Origin of the sequence: Pseudomonas sp. nanlin1 (assembly GCF_045571515.1) — a bacterium.
In the GTDB taxonomy this organism is placed as follows: domain Bacteria; phylum Pseudomonadota; class Gammaproteobacteria; order Pseudomonadales; family Pseudomonadaceae; genus Aquipseudomonas.
Window position 1 is genome coordinate 898,681 of record NZ_CP124218.1, and the last position, 13,867, is coordinate 912,547.

The window sequence follows — 13,867 nt, forward strand, 5'->3', positions numbered from 1 at the left end:
GGCGCCTTGTCGATTGAGCCCTGATCGACGAGTTGAGTGATCGGGGGCGGCGCGCACCGTCGAACAGCGGTAGAATCGCCAGCTTTACTCCTGCACAGATGGCTGACCTTTGTTGAACGAGCCCCGCCGCCGCGCCTATCTCGATGCCATGCAAGTGGTGCATTGGCTACCGCGTGCCGAATTGCCCTTTGCGGCCCCTTCGCGGCCCGAGTTGTTGCAACCGCTGGCCCCCGTGATTGCCCCCCAGGTGCAGCCAGAGGTACAGCCGGCGGCCGCTGCGGAGCCGGTCGCGCGCTTGCCAGCACGGCCAAAGGTCGAGGTGCCCCGGCCTGCGGCGTTGGCGCGGCCAGCCCCCAAGCCGGTAGTCGCAGAAGAGGCACCAGAGCCCGCCGCCAAGCCCGCGCCGGTACCGTTACCCCGGTTTTCCCTGCAACTGTTGCGTGCTGGCCATTGCCTGTTGCTGGTCGAGTTGCCCACCGGCGAGCCGTTCCAGAGCCGCGACCCGGCCTATCTCCTGCTCAAAGATATGTTGCGTGCCGCAGGCCTGCCCGATAGCCCGCAGATTATCGGTGAGCCCGTGCGCTGGCCGTTATTGCAGCGCGGTAATATGGAGCAGGGGCCGGAGGCCGCCCGCGATTTCGTGCAGGGTTTCATCCTGGCCCGGCTGGAAGAGGCGCCCTGTGCGTGCCTGTGGTTGATCGGCCGTAACGCCGTGCGCTATGCCGGCGAGGCGGACGAACTAGCGTTCAACCGCGAATTGCAAGTTGAAGGCCTGGGCAGCGCCTGGGCCCTGCCGGGTTTGGAATTGTTGATGGACGAGCCCGAGCGCAAAGCGCTTGTGTGGCAAGCCATGCGCCGGCTGATGACGCGCTGGAAGCCTGCCAATGAGTGATGCAATCAGTTTCCGCCGGATGACCGAGGCAGACCTCGACGCCGTATTGAAGATCGAGTACGCCGCGTACAGTCATCCCTGGACCCGCGGTATCTTCCTCGACGGCCTGAAGTCCTATGAAATCTGGCTGATGTTCGAGGGTGCTCAGCAGGTGGGGCATGGTGTGATCAACGTGATCATCGACGAAGCCCATTTGCTCAACATTACGATCAAACCGCAGAGCCAGGGCCGCGGCCTGGGCCTACTGCTGCTTGAGCGTTTGATGAAGCGGGCCTATGAAATGAATGGCCGCGAGTGTTTTCTCGAGGTGCGTTCCAGTAACACGTCGGCCTACCGGCTGTATGAACGCTACGGGTTCAACGAGATTGGTCGCCGCCGGGATTACTACCCCAGTGCAGGGGGGCGCGAGGACGCGCTGGTGATGGCTTGCACGTTGTTCGATTAAAGGATCGGGGGCGAGCCCCCTCATACGTTGACCGTGGGGGCTTGCCCCCGATCTTTTAATACAAACGCCCCGCGAATGCTTGCGCCTAAGGCTTGCCATCCAGCGGATCGATCAGCGCCAGTTCCTCTTCGTCCAAGCCATCCCCGCCGCCGACTTCATCTTCGTCCACCACGCTGAAGTCCTGGTCCGCTGGCTTGCCAGCGCCGGGCTCGCTAGGTGAGCGGGCACCGTCTTCGTGAATCAGTGTCTCGGGGCTGAGGTCATCGTCGGTGGAGTGGTGGTCGGCGGTGGATGCGCCGGTCATGCCCGCTTCGCGAGCCCGCTGTGGCGACAGTGCCTGCTCACGTTCATCCTGCGGCAGTTCGTCTCCGGTGCGGCCGTTGCGCTCGTCTTCGTCGAAATCCAGCTCTTGCATCGAGCCCATGCGGTCTTGGATATCGTCAATCTCTTCCGGTTGGGGGGCGTCGATCGGGCGGCGTGAATCTGTCATGGTAAATCCTCATGGTTGGGGCCTTAATAAGGTGGACCCGCTGTGGCGCTGAAGATTCAAGCGCGCTATCTGCGCCACCGGCGTGACCCCAACCGCGCATCGCCAGTCAAAGCTGCGCACCGTACTTGAGGCTTGAATAATGAACGATCTACAAGAACTGATTGATAACAACGCACGTTGGGCCGAAGCGATCAAACAGGAAGATCCCGAATTCTTTGCCAAGCTGGCACGCCAGCAAACCCCAGAGTATCTCTGGATCGGTTGCTCGGACGCACGCGTGCCGGCCAATGAAATCGTCGGCATGTTGCCCGGCGATCTGTTCGTCCACCGCAACGTCGCCAACGTGGTGCTGCATACCGATTTGAACTGCCTGTCGGTCATTCAGTACGCAGTGGATGTGCTTAAGGTCAAGCATATCCTGGTCACCGGCCATTACGGTTGCGGCGGCGTGCGCGCGGCCATGCAGGACCGCCAGCTGGGCTTGATCGACGGCTGGCTGCGCACCATCCGCGACCTGTACTACGAGCGTCGTGATGAGTTGGCGCTGTTGCCCACCGAAGAAGAGCGGGTCGACCGTATGTGCGAACTCAACGTGATCCAACAGGTGGCCAACGTGGGTCACACCAGCATCGTGCAGAACGCTTGGCACCGTGGGCAGAGCTTGTCCATTCACGGTTGCATCTATGGCATCAAGGATGGTCGCTGGAAAAGCCTCAACACCACCATCAGTGGCTTCGAGCAATTGCCGCCCCAATACCGTCTGCGGCCTGCGGGTTGATAAAGCGCGTAATAGTTGCTCACCGGGAATAAGGAACAGATCGCTATTCATCCTGTCCGCTATAGGTAAGGTCGCTCGCCACACCAGTGGCGGCTACCCCCCTTATAACGCTCAGTCCAAGGCTCAAGGAGACACGATGAAATCTTATGGCTGGTTAGCGCTCATGGCAGTATTTGCCGTCGGCAGTGCACAGGCGGCATCCAAGGAAGTTTCGATCAACCTGGTCAGCGCCGAAGGCGCGCCCAAGCCAATCGGCCAGATCAAAATCGAAGAGAGCGAATATGGCCTGATCTTCACCCCTGACCTGAAATCCCTGCCAGCGGGCGTGCATGGTTTCCATGTGCACCAGAACGGCAGCTGCGACGCCGCCATGAAGGATGGCAAGCTATCGGCGGCGGAAGCAGCCGGTGGCCACTTCGACCCGAAGAAAACCGGCAAGCACTTGGGGCCTTACGATGATAAAGGCCACTTGGGCGACCTCCCGGCGATCTATGTGAATGCTGACGGCACGGCAACCTACCCGGTGCTGGCACCGCGCCTGAAGAAAATTTCCGAGATCAGCGGACACGCCCTAATGGTGCATGCGGGCGGAGACAACCATGCCGACACACCCATGCCGCTGGGCGGCGGTGCCGCGCGGATGGCGTGCGGGGTAATCTGAGCCCATAAGGATCTGTGTAGGAGCGAGCTTGCTCGCGAAGAACTCACAGGCGCTGCGTTCGTGCAGAACACCGCGTTACCGTTGAAGTTTTTCGCGAGCAAGCTCGCTCCTACACAAAGCGGCTTAACCGCGCAGTTCGCGTAGCGCGCGGGTGGTGGGGCCGGTGTTGCATTTAGTCTTGGCCTGGGCATCGGTGTATTTGCGCACCGACGTGTAGAACAGCTCGCAGGTCTGCTTACTCGCCGTTACCTGCCATTTCTGCGTGCAGCTGGCCAACGTGGCCTTGGCATCCGCTGCAGGCTTCTGGCCCATACCCGCCTGCCAGCAGGCGGCGCTAAGATCTTGGCCCATGACCTTCAGGCCTGCCTGGTCGGCCTTGTCCTGGTCCCCGCCGTAGTTACTTTTGTCAGCCGCATACCAAATATAGCTCGGGTGGTTGGAGCCCAGTACGTTCACAGCTTTACCCGCGCCGGGTTGGATACTTGCCAGACCTAGGACGTCGACGGTGGCGCCGTACTGTTGTTTGAGCCAATTGCGCACCGGAGCGCCGAAGGCGACCATCGGCAACGCAGAGCCGTCGCTGCCGATGCTGATTTCCTTGACCATACGCGTCTGGTAATCGTTGAAATAACCGTAGACCCCCTCCAACTGGCTACCCGCATTGGCGGGGGCGGCGATGGGTGCGATATCGATGATGGTCTGGTAAGCCGGTGTCTGGTCGTTAGGCACGCCATTGACGGTCAGTAGTGTCGCCCAGCGATCAGTGGTGGCCGAGCGCAAGTAGTCCTGCGCCTGAGTGAGGGAATAGTCGGGTGGGAAATGCAGCAGCTCGACGCTACGGCGGTTGTCCAGCGCCATGCCCAGAGGCAAGAAGAGGTACCAGTTGTAGGCCCACTTGCCGTCGGCGTTGAGCTTGCTGGCACCGTTGTACGCCAGGTCACCGCTATCGAGCAGTTGGCTCAAAGGTTTGCCGTAGCCGTCAGGTACGCCGCTGATCGCCGCTGATAGCTGATCGCCACTGCGGCTGACCTGCACTTTGGCGCTGGCGTAGCCATCACGTTGCACGCTTTGCGTAAGGTAGTGCTGGACCGTTTGCTCCAGAGTCCAGTCGCGAAAACAGATGACATTGCAATTATTGGGGTAGGCAAACAGACGCGTTACCCGCTGGGCATCGCCAAGCGGGATTTGAACATCGGCCTGGGCGCCGTTGGCCAGTGCCAGGGCGGCGAGGGTGATGGAAAGCGAGGCTTTGAGCATGGGCAACTCCTTGTCATCGTCGAAGCGTGATCATGGAGTATTAGGCGCAGCTGCGGGAGAGCGGGAGCAGGTGTTTTGCGATATTTTTCTGCCGTCCATGGCAGGGCGTATTTCGATCACTGCAAGACCGGCGTTAGCACAGCCAGCCCGGCGCAGTGGGCCTGCAGGTTCTGTGCGACCAACCGCACTGTGCCTTCACTGGCTTCAGGCGAAAGGCCGGCCACGTGGGGCGTCAACACCACGTTGCTAAGCGCTTTGAGGGCATCGGGTACGTTCGGCTCGTCGTCGAATACATCCAGGGCGGCCCCGGCGATGCCCTGCTGCTTTAGGGCGTCGAGTAGTGCTTGGGTGTCTACCACGCTGGCGCGGGCGATATTAACCAGAAACCCGGTGGGCCCAAGGGCACGTAACTCGGTTTCGCCGATCATGGCCTGAGTGCCTGCGCCGCCGGGGGTCGCGATTATCAGAAAATCACTGGCTGCGGCCAGTTCGGCTGCGCTATGGCAATAGGCGTAGGGCACGTCCTCACGGGCGCGACGGTTGTGGTAACTCACGCTCATGGCAAAGCCCAGCGCTGCACGTTGAGCAATCGCCAGGCCAACGGCGCCCAGGCCAAGTATCCCCAGGCGTTTACCGGCCAGGGACGGACGCATCGCCTTACGCCACTCGCCGCGCCGCACCGAGGCATCGGCCCCAGGAATATCGCGAACCAGCGCCAGCAGCAGGGCCATGGCGTGGTCTGCCACCGAGGCAGCATTGGCTCCCGCGCCATTGGTCACGGTCAAGCCGCGGGCAATGGCCGCCGGCACGTCGACGCGCTCGTAGCCAGCGCCGATCACGCAAATGATCTGCAGGTTGGGCAGAGCGTCCATATCATGCGCCTGCAAGCCAACCGGGCCGCGGGTCAGCACCGCCGTTATCGACTCGGCGTGCTCACGCAGCGCGGCCTCGCGAAGGGCTGGGGTATTGCCAAGAATAAGGCGAAAGCCCTGTTCTTCGAGAATATGCAGGTAGTCGCCGACCGTCTCGACCAACACCAGAACAGTTGCCGTCATGGGAACCTCCAAGGCTATATTGGAGGTTAGCTTACAACTGCCTGGTGTATTTTCCGACAGGGATAATTAAGCGATCAGTTGGCTGGCGTTGAAAGTGCTGACACCGAGCAATTGGATCTCGAAGTCGGCATCCAGGTTGCCGTTGACGTTGCCGTACAGCACATTCTCGAAAAACCGCAGTTGGCCCGCCGCCGTGAAAGCGTCGCTGCCGATAAAGCTAAACGCATCGAATGGCCGCGTCAGTACGTTGGCATCGAGCCGTGAGAAGTCCAACTTGTCGCCCGCCAGGCCGTCGAAGTCGGTGATCACGTCACGCTGGTCGCCTTTACCCATTTCGGCCAGGGCGTTGAAGACGAAACGATCAGCGCCCGTGCCGCCGGTGAGCATATCTCGGCCTAAGCCGCCGATTAGCGTGTCATCACCGCCGCCGCCGCTGAGTGTGTCGTTACCCACGCCGCCGCTCAGGGTATTGCTCGCGTCATTGCCCACCAGTTCGTTGGCCAGGGCGTTGCCAGTACCGTTGATGGCCTCGTTGCCCGTTAGGGTCAAGTTTTCAAGGTTGGCGCCCAACGTCCAGCTCACCGAGGCCTGAACGCTATCGATTTCGGATGCCAAGGTACTGCGCTCAACTATCGTATCTTTGAGGTTATCCACCACATAGATATCGTTGCCCAGACCACCGACTAGGGTGTCGGCACCTGCGCCACCGTCTAGCAGGTTATTACCGGCGTTGCCGGTGATCAGGTTGGCCAATGCGTTGCCGCGCCCGTCTAGGTTCCCAAGGCCGGTCAGCGTTAGGTTTTCCAGGTTGGCACTGAGCTCGTAGCTGGCCGATGCCAATACTGTGTCAATTTCCCTGGCCAGCGTGCTGGTCTCGATAATGACGTCGTTGCTGTCGTCCACTACGTAGGTGTCGTTGCCCAGGCCGCCGATCAGTGTATCGATCCCGGCGCCGCCGTTGAGGATGTTGGCACCGGCGTTGCCAGTCAGCGTGTTGGCCAGCGCGTTACCGGTAAGGCTTAGAGCCCCAGCGCCCAGTAACAGGCCGTTTTCGACGTTGTCGGTCAGTGTGTAGCTGATCGCCGTGCGTACTAGATCGGTGCCTTCGCTGTCCGCTTCGATCACACGGTCACCGGCGTTCTCGATCAGATAAATATCGTCGCCGGTACCGCCGATCAAGGTATCAGCCCCGGCACCGCCATCAAGCAAGTCATCGCCCGCGCCGCCATCGAGGGTGTTGACCGAGGCGTTGCCGGTCAGGGTGTTGGCGAGATTATTGCCAACGACATTGAACAGGCCTGCACCCAGCAAGGTGACGTTTTCAAGGTTGCGCAACGAGGCGTCGTTGAGGTCGACAGTATTGGCGGTAGTGCGAGAAGGGTTGGCGTAGGTGATCCGTAACGTATCGTTGCCTTCGTCACTCAGCTCGGTGAGCAGAGCGAGTTCTTCGGCGCGGTCAACGATATAGGTGTCATCGCCCAAGCCACCGGCGAAGGTGTCGATACCGGCTTTGCCATCAAGTATGTTGTTGCCGTCGTTGCCGGTCAGGATGTTGGCCAGGGCATTGCCGGTGGCGTTGAGGTTGTCGCTACCAGTGAGTGTGAGGTTTTCTAAGTTGGCGCCGAGCGTCCAATTGACCGATGCCCTGACGAGATCGATTTCGCTGGCCAACGTGTTGGTCTCACTCACGATGTCGCGTACGTCATCGACCACATAGGTGTCATTGCCCAGGCCGCCGATCAGGGTGTCGATACCCGTGCCGCCATCCAACACGTTATTGCCCGCGTTGCCAGTGATGCGGTTGGCCAGGGCATTGCCGGTGCCGTCCAAGTTGTTGCTACCGGTCAGGGTCAGGTTTTCCAGATTACTGCCCAGGGTCCATGACACGGACGCCATGACGGTGTCCACTTCCCGAAGCAATGCGCTGTCTTCGATGATCACGTCATCGGCGTTATCGACTACATAAGTATCGTTACCCAGGCCGCCGATCAGTGTATCGATCCCGGCGCCGCCGTTGAGGATGTTGGCAGCGGCGTTGCCAGTCAGCGTGTTGGCCAGCGCATTACCGTTCAGGTTTAGAGCTCCAGCGCCCAGTAACAGGCCGTTTTCGACGTTGTCGGTCAGTGTGTAGCTGATCGCCGTGCGTACTAGATCGGTGCCTTCGCTGTCCGCTTCGATCACACGGTCACCGGCGTTCTCGATCAGATAAATATCGTCCCCTGCGCCGCCGATCAAGGTGTCCGCTCCGGCACCGCCGTCGAGCAAGTCATCGCCTGCGCCCCCATCAAGGGTGTTGGCTGAGGCGTTGCCGGTCAGGGTGTTGGCGAGGTCGTTGCCAACCACATTGAACAGACCGGCACCCAGCAAGGTGACGTTTTCGATGTTACGCAACGAGGCGTCGTTGAGGTCGACACTGTTGGCGGTGGTACGGGAGGCGTTGGCGTAGGTGATACGTAGCGTATCGGTACCTTCGTCGCTCAGCTCGGTGAGCAGAGCGAGTTCTTCGGCGCGGTCAACGATATAGGTGTCATCGCCCAAGCCACCGGCGAGGGTGTCGATACCGGCTTTGCCATCGAGGGTGTTATTGCCGTCGTTGCCGGTCAGGATGTTGGCCAGGGCATTGCCGGTGGCGTTGAGGTTGTCGCTACCAGTGAGGGTGAGGTTTTCAAGGTTGGCGCCCAGGGTCCAGCTTAGAGATGCCTGTACTGTGTCGATTTCACTGGCCAATGCACTGCTTTCGACGATCACATCCCGTAGGTTGTCGACTACGTAGGTGTCATTGCCCAGGCCGCCGATCAGGGTGTCGATACCCGCACCGCCGTCCAGCACGTTATTACCCGCGTTGCCAGTGATGCGGTTGGCCAGGGCATTGCCGGTGCCGTCCAAGTTGTTGCTACCGGTCAGGGTCAGGTTTTCCAGATTACTGCCCAGGGTCCATGACACGGACGCCATGACGGTGTCCACTTCCCGAAGCAATGCGCTGTCTTCGACAATCACATCGTTGATGTCATCCACTACGTAGGTGTCGTTGCCAAGGCCACCGATTAAAGTGTCGGCACCTGCCGCACCATTCAACGTATTGGCAGCGGCGTTGCCAGTCAGCGTGTTGGCCAGCGCATTACCGGTCAGGTTTAGAGCCCCAGCGCCCAGTAACAGGCCGTTTTCGACGTTGTCGGCCAACGTGTAGCTGATCGCAGTGCGTACTAGATCGGTGCCTTCGCTGTCCGCTTCGATCACACGGTCACCGGCGTTCTCGATTAGATAAATATCGTCCCCTGCGCCGCCGATCAAGGTGTCCGCTCCGGCACCGCCGTCGAGCAAGTCATCGCCTGCGCCCCCATCGAGGGTGTTAGCCGAGGCGTTGCCGGTCAGGGTGTTGGCGAGGTCGTTGCCAACCACATTGAACAGGCCGGCACCCAGCAAGGTGACGTTTTCAAGGTTGCGCAACGAAGCGTCGTTCAGATCGACAGTGTTGGCGGTGGTACGGGATGCGTTGGCGTAGGTGATACGTAGTGTGTCGGTACCTTCGCCGCTCAGCTCGGTGAGCAGAGCAAGTTCTTCTGCGCGATCGACGATATAAGTGTCATCGCCCAAGCCACCGGCGAGGGTGTCGATACCGGCTTTGCCGTCGAGGGTGTTATTGCCGTCGTTGCCGGTCAGGATGTTGGCCAAGGCATTGCCGGTGGCGTTGAGGTTGTCGCTACCGGTGAGGGTAAGGTTTTCCAGGTTGGCGCCCAGAGACCAGCTTAGAGATGCCCGTACTGTATCGATTTCACCGGCCAATGCACTGCTTTCGACGATCACATCCCGTAGGTTGTCGACTACGTAGGTGTCATTGCCCAGGCCGCCGATCAGGGTGTCGATACCCGCACCGCCGTCCAACACGTTATTGCCCGTGTTGCCAGTGATGCGGTTGGCCAGGGCATTGCCGGTGCCATCGATACTGGTGGTACCGGTCAGGGTAAGGTTTTCCAGATTACTGCCCAGGGTCCATGACACGGACGCCATGACGGTGTCCACTTCTCGAGCCAACGCGCTGTCTTCGATGATCACGTCATCGGCGTTATCGACTACATAAGTATCGTTACCCAGGCCGCCGATCAGTGTATCGATCCCGGCGCCGCCGTTGAGGATGTTGGCAGCGGCGTTGCCAGTCAGCGTGTTGGCCAGCGCATTACCGGTCAGGTTTAGAGCCCCAGCGCCCAGTAACAGGCCGTTTTCGACGTTGTCGGCCAACGTGTAGCTGATCGCTGTGCGTACTAGATCGGTGCCTTCGCTGTCCGCTTCGATCACACGGTCACCGGCGTTCTCGATCAGATAAATATCGTCGCCCGTACCGCCGATCAAGGTATCAGCCCCGGCACCGCCATCAAGCAGGTCATCGCCTGCGCCGCCATCGAGGGTGTTAGCCGAGGCGTTGCCGGTCAGGGTGTTGGCGAGGTCGTTGCCAACCACATTGAACAGGCCGGCACCCAGCAAGGTGACGTTTTCGACGTTACGCAACGAGGCGTCGTTAAGGTCGACAGTATTGGCAGTAGTGCGAGAAGGGTTGGCGTAGGTGATACGTAGCGTATCGGTACCTTCGTCGCTCAGCTCGGTGAGCAGAGCGAGTTCTTCGGCGCGGTCAACGATATAGGTGTCATCGCCCAAGCCACCAGCGAGGGTGTCGATACCGGCTTTGCCATCGAGGGTGTTATTGCCGTCGTTGCCGACTAGGATGTTGGCCAAGGCATTGCCGGTGGCGTTAAGGTTGTCGCTACCAGTGAGGGTGAGGTTTTCAAGGTTGGCGCCCAGGGTCCAGCTTAGAGATGCCTGTACTGTGTCGATTTCACTGGCCAATGCACTGCTTTCGACGATCACATCCCGTAGGTTGTCGACTACGTAGGTGTCATTGCCCAGGCCGCCGATCAGGGTGTCGATACCCGCACCGCCGTCCAGCACGTTATTACCCGCGTTGCCAGTGATGCGGTTGGCCAGGGCATTGCCGGTGCCATCGATACTGGTGGTACCGGTCAGGGTGAGGTTTTCCAGGTTTGCGCTTAATCCATAGCTGGCTGAAGCCAGTACGTTATCTATTTCGTTAGCAAGTGTGCTGCTTTCAATAATGACGTCTGCGCTGTTATCCACAATATAGGTGTCATTGCCCGCACCGCCGATCAGTGTGTCAGCACCCGCGCCGCCATCCAGTGTATTGGCGGCACTGTTACCGGTCAGGGTATTGGCCAAGGCATTGCCGGTCAGGGCCAGTGCGCCAGGGCCCGTCAGGGTCGCATTTTCGATGTTGTTGCCCAGGGTGTAACTGAAGCCGGTACGCACCTCGTCGATGCCCGCATTGAATTCTTCGAGCACCGTGTCATTGGCGCTATCGAGCACGTAAGTGTCATCGCCCAACCCGCCAGCCAGGGTGTCATTACCTTTGCCGCCGTCCAGCCAGTTGTTGCCAGCGTTGCCGATGATCAAATTGTTCAGCGCGTTGCCGGTACCCGTCAGATCATCGCTACCGGTGAGGGTCAGATTTTCCAGGTTGGCGCCCAGGGTCCAGTTGAGCGAGGCCCTTACGGTGTCGTTCTCGCTGGCCAGCGTGCTGGTCTCGATGATGACGTCGCCGACGTTATCAACGACGTAGGTATCATTGCCCAGGCCGCCGATCAGGGTGTCAGCGCCGCGGCCACCGTCCAGAACGTTGGCGGCGGCGTTGCCGGTCAGTGTGTTGGCCAGGTCGTTGCCTGTCAGATTGATGGCCGAAGCGCCGAGCAGTACGGCATTTTCCAGATGGTTGCCTAGGGTGTAGCTCACGGAGCTGCGGACCAGGTCAGTGCCCTCGTCGGCGAGCTCGACGATCACGTCATTTGACTGGTCGACCACGTAGGTGTCGTTGCCTTTGCCGCCGGCCATGCTATCGGCGCCCAGTCCACCGTCGAGAATGTTGTTCCCGACATTGCCGGTTAGGCTATTGGCCAAGTTATTACCAGTGGCCTTAAGGTTGTCGCTACCTGTGAGCGTGAGATTCTCCAGGTTGGCGGCCAGGGTCCAGTCCAGTGAAGCCATGACCGTGTCATTACCTTCCTGCGCGTTCTCCTGGATAATGTCCCAGATCGAATTGACGATGTAAGTGTCATTACCCGCGCCGCCAATCAGCGTGTCACTGCCCCACCCACCATCGAGTATGTTGTCACCCGCATTACCTGTAATCCGGTTGCTCGCGGAGTTGCCAGTCCCGTTGATATGACCGCTGCCGGTCAGAATCAGGTTCTCGACTCTCTCCGCCAGGGTGTAGCTGATCGAGGCTTTAACCGTGTCGACTTCTCTGTAATTAAAGTCCGTTTCAATTACGACATCGCCCACGTCGTCGACGATATACGTATCGTTGCCGTCGCCGCCTACCATCCGGTCGGCCCCAGTGCCACCGTCCAGAACGTTGGCGCCGGCATTACCGGTCAATACGTTGGCGAGCGAATTGCCGGTCAGCGTCAGGGCTTGGTTGCCCAGTAGCAGGCCATTCTCGACATTGCCCGCCAGGGTGTAATTGATCGTAGCGCGGACGAGGTCGGTGCCTTCGCCCTCGTTTTCGACGATCTCGTCTGCTGCGTCATCGACTACGTAAGTGTCGTCGCCCATACCGCCGATCAAACGGTCAGCCCCCGCTGCGCCGTCCAGCACGTCGTTGCCCAGGCCGCCTTGAAGAACGTTGGCCGCAGTGTTGCCAACCAGACTATTGTCCAGATCGTTACCGGTCAGGTTCAGGGCCTGATCGCCCAGTAGCAGGCCGTTTTCGAAGTGGTCAGCCAAGGTGTAGTCAAAGGCTACGCGTACTTCGTCAATGCCTTCGTCAGCCAGTTCTATCAGTGTGTCCAGTTCGTCGATAATGTAGATATCGTTGCCAACACCGCCCACCAGATTATCGGCACCGCCGCCGCCGTCTAATCGGTCGTTACCGGCTCCCCCGCTGAGGGTGTTGCTGGAGGCATTGCCGGTCAGGGTATTGTCGCCGCGGTTGCCCACGACATCGAACAGGCCGGTGCCAAGGACGGTCAGGTTTTCCACGTTGACTGGCAAGCTCGAGGCCAAGTCGAAAACTATCGCGGTATCAGCGGTGTTGCTGTAACCAATAGCTAAGGTATCGCTACCTTCGTTCACCAGTTCCTTGATCAAAGCGATTTCATCGACCTGGTCAACGATATAGGTATCATCGCCGCGGCCACCGATCAGCGTATCCCTGCCAGCACCACCGTCCAGTACGTTGTTTAAGGCGTTGCCGATCAAGATGTCAGCGAATGCCGAGCCTATGGCGTTTTCGATTTTAGCGCCGTAGGCGATGGCCAGGCCTGAATCCATGACGCTCGGGTTGCTTCTTGACGTGTTGTAGTTGAGAAATGTTTGGCCGATCTTGCTGAATTCACCCTCATTGAGGTTGATCCGCACCGACGCCGCTTGATTGCTCGCATCGATAGTGTCGTTGCCGCCACCGTCCCAGATCGTCTCGAACACCGACTTTTCAGGGGCCCAGCTGTACGAGGTATCCCCAGCGTTGTACGCCATATTGGCGCCATATAAATACTGGATAGCCTGGATATCCAGCAACATCGGCGTGGTCGGCGAATAGCTGTAATCGTTGGTGTAGCTCATCAGGGTATAGCGAGCGTCGTCGTACGGGTCGCGCAAAATCGACCGGTTCAACCACGAGGTTTCAAAGGGGTGCTTTAACCCTAGCGCATGGCCGATCTCATGAACGAAGGTCATGTAGTCGTAAGAGCCGGCGCTCGGCGTATCCACATTGGTATTGGGACCAATCCATACGTCGCCGGCACTTGGCCCGCTCCCGGGCATGTAGGCCCAGGCGGCGGAATCGAGGTCCATGAAATAGTAGCCACCAAAGCGCAGATCGCCCGCGGTGGTCGTTGAGTCAGTCACTTGCGTGAACTGCAGATTTGCCACCGCGCTCCAGGACGCCAAGGCACTGACTGCCGCGCTTTCCTGCCCTGCAGTTAATGTGTAGCTATAGTCTGGCTCGTCATCCGCGCTGTAGTCGCGGGCAAAATAGGAGTTGTCGGACAGAAAGCTGTAAGTCAGTTGGGTAGTGCCCGAGCCGCTTGGACTCCAATAGATGCCGTACAGCAGGGAAGAAAAATTCTCTCGGCTGGAGAAACTGTACGCATAGCTGTAGGGCGTGGTGCTGAGCGGGCCGGACATGGTGTTTTCCGAAACTGGGCTGCGGACCTCCTTGTGTGTCCGCAAGGACACATAAATAATGCCTTATTAATGACGTCAGTTCTATGGCGAAACATCCGG

Annotated in this window: 8 protein-coding genes; 4 read left to right on the forward strand and 4 right to left on the reverse strand. The window is 59.4% G+C overall.

Features of this window, described 5'->3' with window-relative positions:
- The first annotated feature begins 109 nt into the window (after positions 1 to 109).
- The gene (locus tag QCL65_RS04205; RefSeq protein ID WP_407315037.1) at positions 110 to 892 is read left to right on the forward strand and encodes an energy transducer TonB; all 783 of its coding nucleotides are present in this window, start codon (positions 110 to 112) and stop codon (positions 890 to 892) included.
- The gene (gene rimI, locus QCL65_RS04210) at positions 885 to 1,337 is read left to right on the forward strand and encodes a ribosomal protein S18-alanine N-acetyltransferase (RefSeq protein ID WP_407315038.1); all 453 of its coding nucleotides are present in this window, start codon (positions 885 to 887) and stop codon (positions 1,335 to 1,337) included. The genes QCL65_RS04205 and rimI overlap by 8 nt, the downstream gene beginning before the upstream one ends.
- An 85-nt stretch (positions 1,338 to 1,422) precedes the next feature.
- Here the strand turns inward: rimI and QCL65_RS04215 are convergent, their stop codons facing one another.
- Entirely contained in the window at positions 1,423 to 1,827 is a 405-nt protein-coding gene (locus QCL65_RS04215) for a serine kinase/phosphatase (protein ID WP_407315039.1), read from the reverse strand.
- Between the two features lie 139 nt (positions 1,828 to 1,966).
- Here QCL65_RS04215 and can point away from each other — a divergent pair, with 139 nt between their 5' ends.
- Together can and sodC are read left to right on the forward strand one after the other, a co-directional pair.
- The gene (gene can / locus QCL65_RS04220) at positions 1,967 to 2,605 is read left to right on the forward strand and encodes a carbonate dehydratase (RefSeq protein ID WP_407315040.1); all 639 of its coding nucleotides are present in this window, start codon (positions 1,967 to 1,969) and stop codon (positions 2,603 to 2,605) included.
- A gap of 136 nt (positions 2,606 to 2,741) precedes the next feature.
- Positions 2,742 to 3,266, forward strand: a complete 525-nt coding sequence (gene sodC, locus QCL65_RS04225) for a superoxide dismutase [Cu-Zn] SodC (RefSeq protein WP_407315041.1) — start codon at positions 2,742 to 2,744, stop codon at positions 3,264 to 3,266.
- A 123-nt stretch (positions 3,267 to 3,389) separates the two neighbouring features.
- On the opposite strand, the gene QCL65_RS04230 is transcribed toward sodC, so the two are convergent.
- From QCL65_RS04230 to QCL65_RS04240, 3 genes are all read right to left on the reverse strand, one after another.
- Positions 3,390 to 4,523, reverse strand: a complete 1,134-nt coding sequence (locus tag QCL65_RS04230) for a hypothetical protein (protein WP_407315042.1) — start codon at positions 4,521 to 4,523, stop codon at positions 3,390 to 3,392.
- 116 nt (positions 4,524 to 4,639) lie between these two features.
- Positions 4,640 to 5,578: a 2-hydroxyacid dehydrogenase gene (locus QCL65_RS04235; protein WP_407315043.1), complete on the reverse strand. Its 939-nt coding sequence runs from the start codon at positions 5,576 to 5,578 to the stop codon at positions 4,640 to 4,642.
- A 66-nt stretch (positions 5,579 to 5,644) separates the two neighbouring features.
- Positions 5,645 to 13,768: a M10 family metallopeptidase C-terminal domain-containing protein gene (locus tag QCL65_RS04240; RefSeq protein ID WP_407315044.1), complete on the reverse strand. Its 8,124-nt coding sequence runs from the start codon at positions 13,766 to 13,768 to the stop codon at positions 5,645 to 5,647.
- Positions 13,769 to 13,867 lie beyond the last annotated feature (99 nt).